Raw genomic sequence first — 17,842 nt, forward strand, 5'->3', positions numbered from 1 at the left:
TATCCCGGATGCGCTTCGAAGCTCTGGCGGGATACATAAGGAATCCTGGCACGATACTGTTTATCGAAGAGCTCGAATGGCACTCTACCACAATGTCGCATCTCTGTCGCGGTCAAGGCATCCGTGAAACTTGAGCAGCGGATTAGTCGCGGCGCTAAACGCGGTGACCTGCGCGCCATCCAAAGCGCCGCGCAGATCGATTTTCCTGGTCTTGGCCCAGATTCCTGTCTTTCAATTTTGCATCGTGTTCCGCGTGTCGGTTTCGGCCGGAGGAGATGCCCCGCCGACGGGCGACGGGTCGAGAACGTCGTCAAATCGTATGCTCGCCGCGGCGAGTCAGCGTGGCCAGGAACATGATGATCGCAATCAGCGGACGAATGATACGCTGGGACACCCCAAGTTTCGGTACGACGATGCTTTGGAGAGCGACCGTGCAACGCCGGCAAGGGAAATCACCTCTCGCCATAGAGTCGATAGACGATCGTTATTGCCGCTCGCCGCGCGGCGTGATGCCATAGCGAGGCATGCCACGAGCCGCATCGCACCTCGAAACCGACGTTCTTATTCCGAAGAGAAGCCTAAGCCGCGTTCAGTCGCTGTATCGGCAATCAATGTCGGCGCGGCCTGCACACTTGCCTTGATTTACGAATGGCAGAGAGGGCCGTCGCAGCGGTATTCCCCGCTGCTATGGAAACTATACATGCCGGCTATTGGAGAATTTCGTCCCGCGCTGCGATCAATAGGTACCACTGTCGCAGATTTCATCGAGTAACGCCGGTGCAACGCGGGATAACTGATGTGCGCGAAACGGATCCACTCGAGTCCAAAATATTCTTTGATCGGCGCCGAGTTGGAACAGCGTGCTTGGCGGATCTGGAGTTGTTGATGGCGGAATACGGCGAAGTGATCGACAACGCGGCGATACATCGGTTCGAACTACCGGTCGGGGACGAAGTCGCGGCAGCCTATTACGCTATTGAAGACGGCGGGATCGTCTTCACGCACACCGAAGTGCCGTCGTCTTCTCCGCGCAAGGCTACGGGTCCAAGCTCACGCGCGACGCTTTCGAAGCCGCACGTTCGCGCGGGATGCACGTGATCGCCAAATGCCCGTTTATGGCCGCGCGCCCGCTCAAGCATCCCGAGTACACCGTGATACCGGATGGGTGAAGGGGCGAGTTGGCGTCATAGACTTAGTCATTCTTTGAAACACACTCCGAAATGAGATGGCCAATGAAGCGTCGAGAATTTTTGAAAGTATCAGCCGTTGGAGCCGCCGCTGCTGCGGTGGCCTCGCCGGCCATCGCCCAGTCATCGCGCGAGATCAAGCGGGCTGAGCCAAGCAAAACGACGAGACTGGCGAAGTCATTTTTTACGACCAAGGAGCAAGCCACCATCTTCTACAAGGATTGGGGCCCGCGAGATGCCCAGCCGGTTTGCTTCCATCACGGCTGGCCGACCAGTTCGGACGACTGGGACAACCAGATGCTGTTCTTTCTCAACCACGGATTCCGCTGCATCGCCCACGACCGCCGAGGTCACGGTCGGTCGGGCGAGACAGAACACGGCAACGATATGGACACCTATGTCGCTGACGTCATCGCGCTTGCCGCCCATCTCGATCTGCGCAACGCGGTTCATATCGGCCATTCAGCCGGTGGCGGCGAGATCGCGCGCTATGCGGCGCGTGCGGAGAAGGGACGCGTCGCAAAAGCCGCAATGATCGGGGCGGTGCCGCCGATCATGCTCAGGACGGACAAGAATCCCGGCGGACTCCCGATGGAGGTGTTCGACGATTTCCGCAAACAATTCGCCGCCAATCGCGCCCAATTCCTACGCGACTTCGCCTCCGGCCCGGTCTACGGATTCAACCGCCCGGGGGTCGCGCCAATTCCCGGCACCATCGACAATTGGTGGCGTCAGGGCATGATGGGCAGCGCTAAGGCGCAGTATGAGGGCATCAAGGTTTTTTCCGAGACCGATTTCACCGAAGACCTGAAGGCACTCACGGTCCCCGTCCTCATCATGCATAGCGACGACGACCAGGTCGTGCCGATCGAGGATTCGTCCTTGCTGTCAGCCAAACTGGTGAAGAATGCCACGCTGAAGGTCTACAAGGGCTATTCGCACGGCATGGCGCTCACCCATGCTGACGTGATCAACGCCGATCTTCTTGCCTTCATCCGAAGCTGATCGCGCCTGGCGCTTGAAGGGCGCAGTGGTCGACGGAAATCCGGCCCGGGCCCTACGCCATGATACCGAACGCCATTGTGGCCCAGTGAGATGGTCTTGATTTTCGTGGTCTGCGTCAATGGCACCGATTCAATAGCCACACGTCATTGGACGATCGAGTTGCGGCTCGTATTATTATTGATGTTCTGCGAAAGGAATCCGGGAAATGACGACGTCGCGCGCGTCGGAAACTAGATGATGGAGGCGATTGTAGTGAAGGGCCAGGTGGCGGGAACGGTCGCGATGAAGCTACCGGAGCCGCCCGAGCGATGGCCGGCCCTGAATGGCGCGGACGTTGAGGTTTATGTTGAGCGTTTGCGTTCTCCGCTCGGAAGAAGTCACCTCTCAGAAGGACGCCGTCTCGGGTTGCAAACTCGATCCGCTTTGAATCTGTCATGTGAGTTCCCTAGGTAGTGCCGGCAACCGAACTACGGCCTTGTCCGTTCGGGGTCCTAATTTCGTCTCAAGACTTCGCGAGAATCGATGGCAAGAGACCAAGTTCAGTGGTACGAACGAGCATGGCGACGCCCTCGCTGATCCTTTGAGAACAGGCTTCGGAGCACTATCGGCGCCGGTAGCCAGGCAGTAAAGGGCCACTACAGTCATGCACACTTCGAAAGTGGTTCCAACGCAGGCTCTCGTCGGGCAGAACGTTTCGCTGCCCGCGGGCTCTACTATCAAATTGTCTACAACAGATCTCAACAACTTGATGCAGGCGCTCGACATCGATGTCATCGCGATGACTGAGCTTCTGGTGCCGCAGGACCATCGAGTCGAGTTCGGAACCATTGACGCACCCGGGATCCACTACAACTTGAGTGGCGTGGGACGCATGTCTATCAACGGCGGACCAGAGATGCCGTTGAGCCCTCATTTGCTCATCATCGTGCCGCCAAACACTCCGTTCACGATCGAGGTTGACGGTGGACGTGGCCCACCGAAGCTCATTTCGAGAGACTGCTGGACTCGTCAAGACGGCATCCTCCGCGTCGCAGTGCCGAACGAGCAACCCGAGATCGTTCAGATATGCGGCTTTTTTAACGCAACCTTTGGTCAGTCTGTGAGGCTGTTTGGAGAACTCCGCGAACCGGTGATCGAGCAGTTCGAGCCAGCGGACAAGATCGATCTGAAGCTTCGCGAGGCTATGGACGAACTGCTACAGCAGGAGGTCGGCGTCGGAGCCATGACAGCGTCTCTGCTCAAGCAAATCGTTGTCTCATTGGTGCGACGGTCCCTCAGGTCATCCCAGCGGTGGACTGAGCGGTTCTCGATACTTGCCGACAGGCAGGTCACCCGTGCTTTTGCAGATATGGTGGCGCGGCCAGGAGCCGCCCATTCGGTTCAAAGCTTGGCACACAGTGCAGGATTGAGCCGTTCGGCGTTCATGGCGCGATTCTCGGACATCTTTGGACAATCCCCGATGGTCATTTTGCGAGACTTGAGAATGCGCCAGGCTGCGATCGATTTGACGACAACGACGATATCGATCGACGTCGTCGCTCATAATGCGGGGTACGAGAGCCGTTCAAGTTTTGTGCGAGCTTTCCGAAGGGCGTACGAACGAGATCCGAGCGACTATCGGCGGATGGCCAAAGAGGGCAAAGCCCAGAAGGATATCTGAGAACGAGGTGCCGAGGTCTGTTTTTGACACAAAGGATCGACGATCCGAAAGCAAGAAGGGGCCGCCTGTCACGGCGCGACCCCCGCTTGTCGTTTGTCCATCATGGGCTTCATCTCGATGCCGAAAGGGATTGTCGCGGCACAGGTCATCGACTTGAAAACGAGCATGGACCGGATTCTGCGCTTTGACGTTAACGCGGCATGGTCGGTTCTGCCTTCGATGATTATCTACGTCGGGCCACGTCGGCTTGCGCCGGAGCTCCTTAGGTCCGCTTCAGATCCTCGACCAGCATCGCCGTGGCATGGCGAGCGAGCGCCTGGGTCGGGGCGTTGGTATTGCCGCTGGTGATGTTCGGCATGATCGAGGCGTCGATCACCCGGAGGCCGTCGACCCCGCGGACCCTGAGCCTTGCGTCGACCACCGCTCGCGCATCCTGACCCATCCGGCACGTGCCGACCGGGTGGAACATTGTCGTCACGGCGCCCTTCACCCATTCGCCGATCTCCGCGTCCGACTGGACGCGCGGGCCGGGATCCATCTCTTCCTCGATCACCGGTGCCAACGACTCCTGCGCCATAACCTTGCGGATCGCGCGCACCGATCCCACCGCCGCCCTCAGGTCCTCTTCCTCGCCCATGAAGTTCGGATTGATGAGGGGCATCGACGTCGGGTCGCTGTCAGCCAGCCGCACCCAACCGCGACTCTTGGGCTGAAGCACCACGAGTTCGAAGGTGATGCCGGAGCGATCGCCCGTCGGGCTGACTCCATTGGATGCGACGATAGGCACGTGATAGCATTGGATCGTGGGTTCGGCGGTGAAGTCGGACGGATTCCAGTGGGAAACCGTCTCGATGCCGTTGCCCGACGCCGGGCCATCCTTGGTGACGAGATAACGCAGGCCTGCCTTCACGGTGCCGAGGCCCTGCGCGGCCGCCTGATAGCCGAGATCGCCCTTTACGTAGGCGCGGACCGGCACGATCGCGTGGTCTTGGAGATTTTCGCCCACCTCGGGAGAATCGACGATCACCGCGATGCCGTGCTGGTGCAGCTGCTCGGCCGGCCCAACGCCCGAGTGCATGAGGATCGTCGGGCTATGGACGGTACCGGCCGACAAAACAACCTCGCCGGCCATGATCAGCTCGTTGTCCATGAGTTCGATGCCGACGGCCCGCTTGTTTTCGATAAGAATCCGAACGACGATCTTGCCGGTGAGAAGGGTGACGCGGCCTGAGGCGAGGTGCGGACGCAGATAAGCGTCGACCGCGCTGCACCGCCGCTGATGTCCGACCGTTGACTGCACCGGCGAGACGCCGATCTGGCTCGCGCCGTTATAGTCGGGGTTATAGGGCAGCCCGTATTCCTGGAAGGCCTTGAGGCAATATTGGTTCAGCTCGTTGATGCCCTTGGGCAGTTGGATCGCCAGACCTCCATTGATGCCGTGATATTCGTCGTGGAAGGTGTCGTTGTGTTCCTGCGCCATGAAGACGGGAAGCAGGTCTTCATACGACCATTTGCCGGTATCGCCGACCGCGTCCTGCCACGCGGCGAAGTCGCGTATCTGACCACGGACGTAGCACATCGCGTTGATCGACGAGCCGCCGCCGAGCACCTTGCCCGAGCGATAGGCTCGCTTGGTGCCGTGCTGGGGGACCGTCTCGTATTTCCAGACATGCCGGTCGTGGGCGAGTATTTTGGCGAAGCCGGCAGGAATGTGGATGAACGGATCGCGATCCGTGTCGCCCGCTTCAATCAGCGCGATCGAAGCATCGGTGTGTTCAGCGAGATAACTCGCAACGACGCAGCCGGCCGCGCCCGCGCCAACAATGACAATGTCGTAGGCTTCTTGGGACATCAGCGTCTTTCTCTTCGCCATTTGTATCGTTCAATCAACGCCCGTAGCCGGCGCCTCGCTATCGCGGTGCCTGATCCTGAGATTGATTGGATCATGCTTTTGGAGAGTGACCTTGCAACGCCGGCGAGGGAAATCACCTCTCGCCATAGAGTCGATAGACGATCGTTATTGTCGCTCGCCGCGCCGCATGAGGCCGTGGCGAGGAACGCCACCGGCCCCGGCGCTGATGCTCCGCGCCGGTCTCGTCAGAGGCGATGTCTATTTCATGACGAAAGGAGTTGCTGACGGCGAACGTTTTAAGCCGTTTGCCGCCGTGCTGATGGCCGCGTTCATCCTCGTGGGCCGCGTGCCCAGGCCGGCCGCCGCCCTCGCCTAGCTGATCCGAACCCCGCACATACCCGCGATGATCGCGGCGGAGATAACGACGCTTATTGCGACGCCCGCGCTCCAAAGACGATTTGCGGCGCGTCGATCGACGCCGTGCGCGATCAGCACCACCCGCAATCCCGACGCAAGGTGGCTTAGGACAAAAAACACGCCGAGCGCGTAATGAGGCAAAAGGCGGATATTCCATGCGTCGTGGATGAGCCCGGTCGGGGCTCCGATCGCGAAATTCCAATCGGTCGGTATACCGAGAAAGCTTCGAGCGTAGATGAAAACCGAGTTCATGTGCCCGAGGATGTACAGCGAGAGGTAGGCCCCCGACGCGACCTGAAATGTCCGATGGAAGCCCTGCGGGACGGAACTCCAACGCCATGCCAGAAACAGGCCGGTGCCGATCTGGAAAAGCATGGCCGCGACCAACAGCGGTTCACCCACGCCAGAGCGGTAGACAACGCGGCCGATCTTCATGACGGCCGCATGTGCGTCGAGGCCGATCAACCCAAACAGGTGATTGGCGAGATGGAACGCGACGTATAGGCACAAGACCGCCGCCGTCATTCCGTGGACAATGCGCCAGCGCCCCACGGTCGGCCGCGTTGCAGCGACGGGATTGCGGGCGGTCTGTGACCAAATCGCGATGGCGAGCCAAAGCACGCACCACACGAGTTCGTCGGGGATAGGGCTGTGAATCAGGGCCTGAACGACGCCAAGAAAGACATAGAGCGTTGGCGTCGCCACGCCGGCATAGGCGAGCCGCCGCGCCCCTGGATCGGCGTCGGGCCGGCAAGCGAGCGCGAGCGCGAGAAACGGCACGACGAACGCCACGGCCAGGATCAAGGTCGCGCCGACAATTGCGAGAGGCGACGGCGTTGCGGCCTGCGTGCCGACGACGGCATGAAAGGCGCGGAGTAGAAAAGGGTAGCAAATGGCCGCCGCTGCGGGAGCCAGCGCCGAATAGTCGAAGCGCGGCCCGATCGTGGCGCTTCGGTCCCGCGGCTGAGCAAACGCGTCCATCTTAAACCCCTTAAACATCAGCCGCGCGATCCGGCCGCACCGCCCGAAGGCTTGCACCGTGCAAGCCCCACCATCGGCGCTATCAAGAATGCCCCCAGCCCAAGCTCCAAGCGCGCGGGTTCGTGACGGACGGCCGCAGATGAACATCGGCAACGTCGACCCTCAACGGCGCCGCCACCGCTTTCAACCCGCTGCGCGCCTGCCCAATTCCGAATGCGTCGCGACTGGCTCCTCAGGCGCGTTCAAGACTGACGTCGTGAGCAGGACAGCGGCAGCGAGAACCCAGTAGTACCAAGCGTCGAGCCCAGCGAATTTGAAGGCAAACGGTGCGATGACAAACACCACCCCGACGGCGCGATCGACCCAAAGGTGCAGCCAGTAGGGAATGATGCGGACGAGCCCGGTGGGATGGTCGGTCAGGGCGGCCAAGAGCAGCGCGGCCACACCGACGACAACCGAAAGCCACATTGCGACCGGTCCGCTCTGGCCGAGCTTCAGCACGAACGGCGCTGCGATCAAGATGATCGCGACAGGATAATCGATCAGGTAGGCGTGGATAGACTTGGTGATGAAGCGGAACGACATCGGTGACTCCTCCGTGCTTGGTTGCTCGAGCGGGTCCTTGCGACGCGGAGAGTGCATCCACCCGAGAGGACAATTACGCGGTTCTATGCTGGCAAGCACTCCGTCACGGATCAACTCCGGGTGAGACTATGTCGGTGACGTTTCATTGGGAAATGTCCGACCGTTATGATTTCTATTCCCGCGCGTTGACCCTCCGACTGGGCTTCGGCTCGATGGAAGTCAATGCATTGTCGTGAGTGGAAAGACCATCAAGCCGGGAGCGGGTGCACAGATCTCCTCGTCGCGAAGCTTCAACACTGACTCCCGGAGCATTCCTGACGATTATGGACATGATAGCTTTACCTGAATGGTCGCCGGATTTAGTTGCTGAACGCACCGGCCGGACCGGATGCGGCGCTGAGATCTCGCACGAACTCTAAGACGAGTTCTGCGCCGCTGCTGGCGTACACACTCGTCGAAGCCGGTGGATCAATCATTCGAACGATCGGGACCTAATCATGACCAAGATCCGCGAAGTTGTCGTCGCAAGCGATTCCACCAATCATGGCGCGCTGGTAGGTCATGTCGGCGAGTCTCAGTTTCCTCTCGGCGGCCCAGATGGCGGCGGCCACATTTCTTCTGGTCCCAATCCTTACGATCTTCTTAGCGCATCTCTCGCCGCATGCACCGCTATGAGCGTTCGTTTTCAGGCTCGGCGCCAGAAACTTCCGCTGGAGCGGTTGGAAGTCGGCGTCAGCTTCCACCATGGCGCCCAGGGCGAAGGAGATTCGTTCGCACGCACCCTCGTGCTCGGGGGGAAACTCGACGCGCAGCAGCGCGCATTCTTGCTGGAAGCCGCAAACCTCTGTCCCGTAGGCCAAATTCTCGGCACTAGTGCGGATATTACCACACGCCTGGATGTTACAGCTTCCGGCCACAACGAAAGCCCTCAGGCCAGCTACGAGGATGATCTGGCTCTACTCCCGATCCCGAATATCACTCCGGATTGAGCGTCTCTCGTGCCGTCGATCACCCGCGCCGGGGCATCGCAGCCTATCATACCCGCGGGGTCTCCAGTTCGGCGAACCCGCGACGCCTCGCGGGGCATTCGCTCTGCGACTCACCGCTGGCGGGCTTTGATCTTCGCGTCGATGGCATCGATTCCATAGCCACGGGTCATTGGACCATCGATTTTCACGATCGTACTTTTGCTCGTCTGCAAGAGAACTCGAAACATGACGACATACCACACACAAGGAGGTGGACGATGAAGGCAATCGTCGTAGCGGACCAGGCGGCGGGAACGGCCGGGATGAAGCTGGTGGAGCGGCCCGAGCCGCAGGCAGCGATAAACGACGTCGTCGTTAACGTTCATGCGTCGGGATTCGTCCCGACTGAGCTGGCGTGGCCCTCGACCTGGACCGATCGCCTCGACCGTGACCGAACACCGTCGATCCCCGGCCACGAACTCGCCGGAGTGGTCACCGCTCTCGGCTACGGCACGACGGGGCTGTCGGTGGGACAGCGAGTGTTCGGCCTCGCCGACTGGTATCGCGACGGCACCCTGGCGGAGTATGTAGCCATGGAGGCACGCAATCTTGCGCCGCTGCCGGGCGACGTCGACTTCACGGTGGCCGCGAGTCTGCCAATCTCGGGCCTCACCGCGTGGCAGGGACTGTTCCAGCACGGCCGCCTTCGGGCGGGGCAGAGCGTCCTCGCGCACGGTGCGGCCGGCGCAGTTGGGTCGATGGTGACGCAACTCGCACGAGAGGCCGGCGCCCACGTCATCGGCACCGGACGCGCCGCCGACCGTCAGAAGGCGCTCGACTTCGGCGCACAGGAATTCGTCGACCTCGAGAACGACGCTCTCGAAGACGTCAGCGGAGTCGATTTGGTGTTCGATCTCATTGGCGGCGACATCGGGAAGCGTTCCGCAGGCCTGGTTCGAGCCGGAGGAACGCTGGTGTCCATCGTCGGGCCAGCCGAGGCACGGCCCGCCGATGGCCGCGCGGTCGACTTCGTCGTCGAGTCCGACCGTGCCCAACTGAGTGAGATCGTCCAGCGTGTGCGGGACGGACGACTGCGCACGAACATCGGCAACATCGCGCCCCTCGACGATGCCATCGCCGCCTTCAATCCGACAAAGCGGATCAGCGGAAAGACGATCATCCGCGTTCGTCCGTGAACGACACGCATTCGCACGCGGTCGGCCGCGTCCTATCAGACGAGCCGGGCGCAACCTGGGAAACTACCCATGGCCCCTGGATGAGATGTCGAGCGGGCTCCATCGCTGCGGCATTTCGAGCAAAGAGAGCGAAAGCACTCGTTATCTCAACCTATCCCTTCACGCATAGGAATCACCATGACTAACGGAATCACCATGACCAACGCCGTCATCGATTGTATCCTGAGCCGCAGCTCCGCCAAGTACTACGACTCCACCGCCACCTTGAGCGACGACCAAATCCGCGAGCTGGTGCGGATCGGCACCACCGCGCCGACATCCTTCCACTTGCAGAACTGGCGCTTCATCGCCGTACGCACGCCGGAAGCCAAAGCTCGGCTGAGTCCGATCGCTTGGAGTCAGCCCGCGATCACCGAAGCAGCCGTTACCTTCATCGTCTGCGGCCAGTTGGCCGATTCCAGCGTAGTACCAGAGCGTCTGGAACCGCTGGTGCAAGCGGGCATCATGCCGGCAAAGATGGTGCCGGAATGGGAAATCCCCGCACGCGATCTGTACATGGAGTACCCGCAGCGCCAGCGCGACGAGGCGGTACGCACCGGCACCTTCGGCGCGGCGGCGATGATCTATGCGGCCCGTTCGCTAGGCCTGGGTTCGACGCCGATGATCGGGTTCGATGCCGAAGCGGTGCACCGTGAGTTCGGACTGACCAAGGACGAAGTACCGGTCATGCTGTTGTCCGTAGGGGCGGAGCGTCCAGGAAACTGGCCGCAGAAGCAGCGCCGTCCGGTGGCCGATGTGTTGGATCTCGTTTAGTGGAACCAGTAACTTAGGGAGATTGTGATGCCAAAAATTGCGGCTCTAAAGCCGGAACAGGTGCCGGCCGATTCGAAACCGACCCTCGATATGTTCACCAAGAACATCGGGTTCACCCCGAATATGATGGCGACTTTCGCGGCAAGCCCGATCGCGTTCAACGCATGGGCCGCCCTGCTCGGCTCCTTGAGCAAGGCGCTCGACGTGAAGACGCGTGACAGCATCGGTCTCGCTGTCTCCGAAGTGAATGGCTGCGACTACTGCCTGACGGTTCACAGCTTTACGGCCGATCATATGGCCAAGCTGCCGGCCAATGAAATCATTCTCGCTCGGAAGGGCCATGCCAGCGACCCGAAGCGGGACGCCGCCGTCCAGTTTGCGCGCAAAGTCATCGAGACTCGCGGCAAGGTCGGTGACGTCGATCTGAAAGCCGTCCGCGATGCCGGCTACACGGATGCGAACGTTATCGAGATCGTCGCGCTGGTGGCCATGTACTCCCTGACGAACTTTTTCAATAACGTGTTCGATCCCGAGAAAGACTTTCCCGTCGTTGCGCCGGCTGGCTCGATCTGAACTCTACTTTGGAGCTTCACGAGCGCGGGGCGGCAGCTCTCGGCTAGAATTTTCAAATGCCGTCGAAGCCCACTAGCTCGTCCCAATCTCTGGATGAAAAGATCCTTGAATTACTCGACGGCTCCTGGCGAACCGTCGGCGAGATTCGCTGTCGGCTCGGCGCTGGAGACGCGATCGGTGCGGCCAGGACCCTTGACCGGTTCTGAGCCCTACGCGGCTCCTAGTGGCCCGCAGGGGTCTTCCCAGCCCTTTCGGGGCGGCGGGTCTTGCGCGGTGCAAGCCTTTAACGCTTGGCGCCGTCGAGTGCGTCTGAAGATTTATTTGATGGGCGTGGTCAGCACCTTGTCATTGGTGTCGAGGACGAAGACAGCGAGCAGCTTTGCCGGCTCTGTCTTGCTCGCGTTGCGGCTGATCGAATGGGTCGCGCCCGGCGGTTCGGACCAACTCTCGCCTGCCCGATAGATGCGCGTCTGGCCGTCATTCACCTTCGACTCGATCGCGCCCGAAATCACATAGGCGTAGATGAAAGCCGACTTCGCGTGGGTGTGGGGCGCGGAGGCTGCGCCGGGGGCGTAATCGACTTCCACGGCGATCAGCGACTTGCCAGGGATATTAGGAATTGCCGCCTCGAAGTTCTTCGTGACGGTCTGCCCTTCACTATCATGGGCGTAGATCGGGCCGGCCATCGAGAAGACGAAGGTGGCGCAGGTGGCGGCGATGATGATTCGGATCTTCATGAGCTTTCTCCTTCTGCCTATAGATTGGTCTTCGTTCTTCATTGTTTCCTTCCGGGCTCGCCGGCCTGCTGATTACGGACACCGAACGGGTCAGTCTCGCGGGATGAAGTCGACGTGGGGCCCCGGCTCGATAATGAACACCGCGAGCGTGGCGAGAACGCACGCGACCGCAGCGACAGCCATCGCCATGTGGAATCCTGAGAACAGCTGAGGACCACCCTGCCGCAGGACGCCGCCGAGCAGGGCGATGGCGAAGAGGGACCCGGCGCGTGAGACCGCGCTGTTGACACCAGACGCTGTTCCGGCGCGATCGGACTCGACGGAGGTGAGGACGAGGGTCGTCAACGGTGCGATCGCCAGGCTCATGCCCAGCGACAGCAACAGGATAGGGGGGAAGATGTCCGCCCAATAGGTCGCGTTCGAACCGACGCGGAGCGTCATGGCGCATCCCAAGGCGACGACGGCGCCGCCGGCGAACAACGGCAAGCGCCGGCCGAACCGGCGGCAGAGCATGCCGGCGAGCGGCGAGACGACCGTAATCAGCACTTGCAGGGGAATGAAGGCCAGACCCGCCACCAGCGTCGGCAGGTGCGCGCCTCGGATCATCACGAACGGGATCAAGGTTAGCATGACCGTGAATGGCCCGTAGAGGAGCGCGGTGAACAGGTTTGCGCCAACGACCGACCGCGAGGCGAAGAGGGCCGGCGGCAGCATCGCGGTGTCGCCTAATCGCCGCTGGCTCACGATGAGGCAGGCTAAGCCGCCCAGACCGACGATCAGGGTGACGAGCACCCAAAGATTCAGACCGGAACCGTTGGTCAGGCTGGTCAGCCCCGCACCCAGCCCGCCGAGCCCGACTGTCGAAAAGACCGCGCCACCGATGTCGGCCCGGGCGTGGCTCGTCGGGGAGTCCTTGGGTATCCACACGGTGCCGGCGGCCAGCGCGCCGGCGACTACGGGCAGGAGCATCAGAAAGGTCGTCCGCCAGGACCCGTGATCGAGGATCGCGCCCGCGATCGCGGGCGCGACGCCGCTGGCGATCGCCGCGGCGGCGGACCAGATGCCGACCGCACGGGCTTTCTTGTCGGCGGGAAAGGCTTGCCCGAGCACGGAAAGGCCGTTGGGCAAGATCAACGCTTCGCCCAAGCCTTGCAAGGACCGACCGACGATGAGCGGCGCTAAACTCGGCGCGAAACCTATCGTGGCCGCGCCTAGGCCATAGAGAGCGATCCCCCCGAGGAAGATCCGCTTCTGTCCGAACCGGTCACCCAGAACGCCGGCGACCAGGGTCAGGGCCGCGAGCGGCAGGAGCTCGGCGTTCATCACCCACTGCAGGTCGAGCGGTGACAAGCGCATGTCTCGACCTATCGCCGAGAGCGCGACGGTGACAACGGCCCCGCTGACAAACACGAGGCAGCTACCCAGGCTCGACGCGGCGAGCACCTTGGTGCTGTCCTGCGCACCGACGCCCTTAGGCGCGGAGAGCGCCAGGCCGCCGTCGGTCAGGATCAGGGACGCGCTGCTCACGACCTAATCCTTCAGGTTAGGTCGAGCGCATCGCGGCGCGCAAGCTCATTGGCCAGCGGCCTGAAGCCGAGCCGCCGCGTTCGTTCGCGGATCGCTCCTCGCAACATCTAGTCAACCTCAAGCATTAGATTGCAAAGGCAACGACGGTTGAGACGATCGCCACGATTCAAAAAGCCGATGACGATCCACGAGGAGCGTAGAACCGCTCGCCGGCCCCGAGTACTCACGGACGAACGCGGATGATCGTCTTCCCGCTGATCCGCTTGGTCGGGTTGAAAGCGGCGACAGCATCGTCGAGGGTCGCGATGTTGCCGATGTTCGTCCGCAGTCGTCCGCTCCGCACCCGCTGGACGATCTCACTCAGTTGGGCGCGATCGGACACGAGAACAAAGTCGATCGCCAAGCCGTCGGCGGGCCGTGCCTCGGTCGGGCCGGCGATGGTCACCAGCGTTCCTCCGGCTCGAATCAGGCCTGCGGACCGCTTCGCGATGTCGCCGCCGAAGACATCGAAAACCAGATCGACTGGACCGACTTCTTCTAGGGCGTCATTCTCGAGGGTGACGAACTCCTGCGCGCCGAAGTCGAGCGCCGTCTGACGGTGGGCGGCGCGTCCGGTGCCTATGACGTAGGCGCCGGCCTCACGTGCGAGCTGGGTCACCATCGAACCGACTGCGCCGGCCGCGCCGTGAACGAGGACGCTCTGCCCCGCTTGAAGGCGACCGTGCACGAATAGTCCTTGCCACGCGGTCAGGCCCGGCATCGCCACGCTCGCACCCACCGTGAAGTCGACGTCGCCCGGCAGCGGCGCAAGGTTGCGTGCCTCGACGGCCACATACTCCGCCAGTGTGCCGCCGCGATACGAGTCCGTGAGGCCGAACACCCGCTGTCCCACCGACAGCCCCCTCGTGCCATAGCCAAGGGCGGTGACCACTCCGGCCAGCTCTTGCCCGGGAATCACCGGCGCCCGGTCACGGCCGAGGCGATCGGTCCAGGTTGAGGGCCACGTCAGCTCATCCCAGGTAAATCCCGACGCATGAACCTGAACGACGACGTCGTTTATCGCTGCCTGCGGCTCGGGCTGATCCACATGCTTCATCCCCGCCGTTCCCGCGGCCTGATCCGCTACCACAATTGCCTTCATGTAAATTGTCTCCTCGGTTGTTTGCCTCTTTGTTGGATATGTTCCAGCGATAAAAGCCCGTTCGACATCTCTTGCCCGCGGCATCCCAGTGTTGGTGAACCGGTAGCGTCCGTTGGCGATTTCATTTGTCCAGCAACGGATAGAATTGGGTCCAGACGTCGTCTTTCTTAGCGCTCGCCATGTGGCAGAACGCGCATTCGGACTTTGGCTGCAGCTTAGCTGTTGGTGCCTTCGGCTCGTAGTGATTGAAGTTGTAGTAACCCCAGCCTCCGGTGTCGGCGTAGCGCTTGCTATCCTTGACCGTAGCGTCCGCGCCGTTCAGCTTTCCGGGGAAGAAGCCTCGCCCGGAGGCCTCGGTGCGCGATCCATCCGGGTTCTCGGCTGGGAGCGTCAGCTGTAGTTCCTTGAAGAAGATCGTTCCCTCCGGAAACTCACCTGTCTTCTTGTAGATCTCGTATGAGCCCGGCTCGATATAGACGTTGTGAAATTCAGGAAAATTGGCCTTCCCGCCGTTGAGCGCGTTGGGAGTGAGCGGTGAGCCGACGAACACCCACTCATTGAAGTTCTTCGGCAGGATCAAGTCGCCCGATGCGGTATATTTGGGGAGATAGCGTTTCTTCGTCGGTGCGCTGCCGTTATTGGACTGCGCAAACAGGGCTGGTATAGCAACTGCGCTGAAAACCGCTCCGGCGATCAGCAGGTTACGACACCTACTTTTTTTCTCCATGACCATACTTTTCTTCCTACGCAATTGAGTAATATTCGTCCCAGGTTGCCCTGGGCGTTACTCGATGATGAAATCCGCGACAGTGGTACCCATTGATCGCAACGCGAGACGAAATCTTCCAATAGCCGGCATGTATAGTTTCCATAGCAGCCGGGAATACTGCTGCGACGATCCTCTCTGCCATTCGTAAATCGAGGCAAGTTGCGCAGGCCGCGACGGCATCACGCCGCACGGCGAGTCAATAACGATCGTCTATCGACTCTATGGCGAGAGATGATTTCCCTCGCCGGGGGGTCGAAAGCCACGGTGCGGGAACGGTATCAGAAGCACCCCAAAACGAGACTGCGAATGACCACTCCTACAAACCAGATACGACGAGCCTATCGTCACGAGGCGCAGCCGTTTGTAGAGCGGTACAGCCGCGGCGTTATCGATGCAGAACCCTGCCCGCGAGAGCTCGGGCGGGAAGCGCCGCCTCGGTGCCGGCGCATGGTACTGACGGCCTGTGTGCTCGCGTCCTCGATGGCGTTCATCGATGCGACCGCGCTGCCCGTTGCGCTGCCGAGATTGCGCGCCGATTTCGGTGCGGACCTCGCCTCCGTTCAATGGGTCCTCAACGGGTATATGCTGGCGCTCGCCTCGCTGACATTGATCGGCGGTGCCCTCGCGGATGTTTATGGCAAGGCGCGCATGCTTACGCTCGGCTGCATCCTGTTCGGTCTGGCATCCGCAGCTTGCGCAGTGGCGGCTTCGCCCGCCTGGCTGATCGCTGCCCGCGTCGTGCAAGGAGCGGCCGCAGCGATCGTCACCCCCGCCAGCCTCGCCCTGATTGGGGCCACATATCCGCGCGCGGAGCGAAATCGCGCGATCGGCATATGGGCCGCGGCGTCGGCGCTCACCACAGCCGGAGGTCCTGTCCTGGGCGGTTGGCTGACCGAGACCTTTGGCTGGCCGTCCGTGTTCTGGATTAACCCGCCGATCGCGGTCGTAGCAGTGGGAGTTCTGCTGGTCTTCGCACCTAAAGATGGCCGCATCCGGCGCAGGTTCGACGTGATTGGCGCCGCGATCCTGGCTTCGGCACTCGGGGCGCTCGCCTGGGCGCTCAGCCAGATCGGCCCCGGTGAAGCTCATTCCGCGGCGCACGCACCGGCCCAAATGGGCACGGTGCTCACGATCGTCGCTGGGCTCGGCATTGTCGGTCTCGCCGTCTATGCGTTCTGGGAGCGCAGAAGCAAACACCCGATGACGCCACCTCGCCTGGTGGAGAACCGCGCCTTCCTCGGGCTGAACGTCGCGACTCTGATGATCTATGGGGCGGTTTCGATCATGTTCTTCCTGCTCCCATTCGATCTCGTCGACCGCCGCGCCCTGCCGGCGACCGATGCCGGTTTGGCGTTCTTGCCCTTCGCGCTCGGTGTCGGACTCCTGTCGGGCGTGTTCGGCGGGCTGGCCGACAAGATCGGCGCGCGGGCCATGCTCATCGCTGGGCCTGCAGGTGCGGCGCTTGCTTATGTTTGGATGGCGCTCGGCCAGCAAGCATCCCTGATGCTCGGCGTGATCGGGCCCATGACACTGCTTGGCCTGTCGTTCGCCGTGCTCGTGGCACCGCTCACCGCGTCCGTCCTGTCGAGCGTTGACCAGACGGACGAAGGGCTTGCTTCCGGCATCAACAATGCAGCGAGCCGGATTGCGCAGCTTGCCGGCGTGGCACTGGCCGCCGGTGTCGCGTCTTTCGAGTCTGGCTACGAAGTCGGTCTCGCCGTAGCCGCCGTGACCTCGATCGGCGGCGCCTTTACAGCAGCAATCACCCCGACTCCGGCCGCGGCGAAAGCGGGCGACTCGGGAGTGGCTTAGAAAGCACGGAATTCCTCTCACGAGTAGTCACCGCCGCTCTGCTGACTGAGGTTGCCGAGGTAGTCGCGCTTCCCGATCTTCGCTCCGAGGTGCCGAAGGATCGCGTGCGCAATCGAGATGTGGAAGAAGAAGTCGGGCAGCACCAAGTGCCGGATGTAGTCGTCGCCGCCGAACCACCCGCGCACGATAGGCGGCGTCAGCTCGTATGTGTGGGACCGCGCGCCGGCAATCTCGTCCGGCTGCACGCTTTGCAGGAAGCCGCGCGTCTCGAGGAGCCGCCCCTTCAATGCCGAGTACATCATGGGGGTGTTGTGGGGTATTGGCGCATCGCGCTGCATCAGCTTCGCCATGTGTGCGTCGACCTTGTTGCAGCTTACGGAAAACTGTTCTCCGAAAGTCAGCATGTCGGACGCGAGCCGCTCGCCAAGGATCCTGCCAGACTCAATCCCCCTGGTCCGCTCGAGCGCTTGGGCGTGGTCGAGATAGTCGTCCATCACGTTCAGTCCGTGCACCATGATAGGGACCGTGATGTCATAGACCGAGAAGGACACTCCGAACTCCGTGCGCTCGTTTGCACTCTGAACTTCAGTCGGACCCGAAAGGTCGCTAACCGAAACGA

16 protein-coding genes and 1 pseudogene are annotated in these 17,842 nt (G+C 61.6%); 9 read left to right on the plus strand and 8 right to left on the minus strand.

Annotated elements, in window-relative coordinates:
• The first annotated feature begins 864 nt into the window (after positions 1-864).
• From ABIC09_RS15530 to ABIC09_RS15545, 4 genes and pseudogenes are all read left to right on the plus strand, one after another.
• Positions 865-1,098, plus strand: a complete 234-nt coding sequence (locus tag ABIC09_RS15530; RefSeq protein WP_354109790.1) for a GNAT family N-acetyltransferase — start codon at positions 865-867, stop codon at positions 1,096-1,098.
• Positions 1,083-1,169: pseudogene (locus ABIC09_RS15535) on the plus strand (hypothetical protein); the annotation flags it as partial. The gene ABIC09_RS15530 and the pseudogene ABIC09_RS15535, both read left to right, overlap by 16 nt.
• Positions 1,170-1,232: 63 nt before the next feature.
• Positions 1,233-2,192, plus strand: coding sequence for an alpha/beta fold hydrolase (locus ABIC09_RS15540; protein WP_354109791.1), 960 nt, complete (start codon positions 1,233-1,235; stop codon positions 2,190-2,192).
• 643 nt (positions 2,193-2,835) lie between these two features.
• Positions 2,836-3,852: a helix-turn-helix transcriptional regulator gene (locus tag ABIC09_RS15545; protein WP_354109792.1), complete on the plus strand. Its 1,017-nt coding sequence runs from the start codon at positions 2,836-2,838 to the stop codon at positions 3,850-3,852.
• 262 nt (positions 3,853-4,114) lie between these two features.
• On the opposite strand, the gene ABIC09_RS15550 is transcribed toward ABIC09_RS15545, so the two are convergent.
• From ABIC09_RS15550 to ABIC09_RS15560, 3 genes are all read right to left on the minus strand, one after another.
• Positions 4,115-5,704, minus strand: coding sequence for a GMC family oxidoreductase (locus tag ABIC09_RS15550; protein ID WP_354109793.1), 1,590 nt, complete (start codon positions 5,702-5,704; stop codon positions 4,115-4,117).
• Between the two features lie 372 nt (positions 5,705-6,076).
• Entirely contained in the window at positions 6,077-7,102 is a 1,026-nt protein-coding gene (locus ABIC09_RS15555) for a hypothetical protein (RefSeq protein ID WP_354109794.1), read from the minus strand.
• A gap of 183 nt (positions 7,103-7,285) precedes the next feature.
• A complete protein-coding gene (locus ABIC09_RS15560; RefSeq protein ID WP_354109795.1) occupies positions 7,286-7,687 on the minus strand; it encodes an SPW repeat domain-containing protein in 402 nt (133 codons plus the stop codon).
• A 497-nt stretch (positions 7,688-8,184) separates the two neighbouring features.
• Between ABIC09_RS15560 and ABIC09_RS15565 the strand changes: the two genes are divergently transcribed.
• From ABIC09_RS15565 to ABIC09_RS15580, 4 genes are all read left to right on the plus strand, one after another.
• Positions 8,185-8,676, plus strand: a complete 492-nt coding sequence (locus tag ABIC09_RS15565; protein WP_354109796.1) for an OsmC family protein — start codon at positions 8,185-8,187, stop codon at positions 8,674-8,676.
• A gap of 257 nt (positions 8,677-8,933) precedes the next feature.
• The gene (locus ABIC09_RS15570; protein WP_354109797.1) at positions 8,934-9,851 is read left to right on the plus strand and encodes an NADP-dependent oxidoreductase; all 918 of its coding nucleotides are present in this window, start codon (positions 8,934-8,936) and stop codon (positions 9,849-9,851) included.
• A gap of 195 nt (positions 9,852-10,046) precedes the next feature.
• Positions 10,047-10,664 carry a nitroreductase family protein gene (locus ABIC09_RS15575; protein WP_354109798.1) on the plus strand — a complete coding sequence of 206 codons (618 nt, stop codon included), beginning with the start codon at positions 10,047-10,049 and terminating at the stop codon, positions 10,662-10,664.
• 27 nt (positions 10,665-10,691) lie between these two features.
• Complete coding sequence (locus ABIC09_RS15580) at positions 10,692-11,237, plus strand: carboxymuconolactone decarboxylase family protein (RefSeq protein WP_354109799.1); 546 nt, start codon at positions 10,692-10,694, stop codon at positions 11,235-11,237.
• A 317-nt stretch (positions 11,238-11,554) separates the two neighbouring features.
• Here the strand turns inward: ABIC09_RS15580 and ABIC09_RS15585 are convergent, their stop codons facing one another.
• The 4 genes from ABIC09_RS15585 to ABIC09_RS15600 all read right to left on the minus strand — a co-directional run bounded on the left by ABIC09_RS15585 (position 11,555) and on the right by ABIC09_RS15600 (position 15,375).
• A complete protein-coding gene (locus ABIC09_RS15585) occupies positions 11,555-11,974 on the minus strand; it encodes a cupin domain-containing protein (RefSeq protein WP_354109850.1) in 420 nt (139 codons plus the stop codon).
• 90 nt (positions 11,975-12,064) lie between these two features.
• On the minus strand, positions 12,065-13,501 hold the full coding sequence (locus ABIC09_RS15590) for an MFS transporter (protein WP_354109800.1): 1,437 nt from the start codon (positions 13,499-13,501) through the stop codon (positions 12,065-12,067).
• 223 nt (positions 13,502-13,724) lie between these two features.
• The gene (locus ABIC09_RS15595) at positions 13,725-14,642 is read right to left on the minus strand and encodes an NADP-dependent oxidoreductase (protein WP_354109801.1); all 918 of its coding nucleotides are present in this window, start codon (positions 14,640-14,642) and stop codon (positions 13,725-13,727) included.
• Between the two features lie 121 nt (positions 14,643-14,763).
• Positions 14,764-15,375, minus strand: coding sequence for a cytochrome P460 family protein (locus tag ABIC09_RS15600; RefSeq protein WP_354109802.1), 612 nt, complete (start codon positions 15,373-15,375; stop codon positions 14,764-14,766).
• 267 nt (positions 15,376-15,642) lie between these two features.
• Here ABIC09_RS15600 and ABIC09_RS15605 point away from each other — a divergent pair, with 267 nt between their 5' ends.
• Positions 15,643-17,223, plus strand: a complete 1,581-nt coding sequence (locus ABIC09_RS15605) for an MFS transporter (RefSeq protein WP_354109803.1) — start codon at positions 15,643-15,645, stop codon at positions 17,221-17,223.
• Positions 17,224-17,240: 17 nt separating this feature from the next.
• Here the strand turns inward: ABIC09_RS15605 and ABIC09_RS15610 are convergent, their stop codons facing one another.
• On the minus strand, positions 17,241-17,774 hold the full coding sequence (locus ABIC09_RS15610) for a DUF1993 domain-containing protein (RefSeq protein WP_354109804.1): 534 nt from the start codon (positions 17,772-17,774) through the stop codon (positions 17,241-17,243).
• Between the last annotated feature and the right edge of the window lie 68 nt (positions 17,775-17,842).

The organism is Bradyrhizobium sp. S3.12.5 (assembly GCF_040548225.1).
GTDB lineage: Bacteria > Pseudomonadota > Alphaproteobacteria > Rhizobiales > Xanthobacteraceae > Bradyrhizobium > Bradyrhizobium cytisi.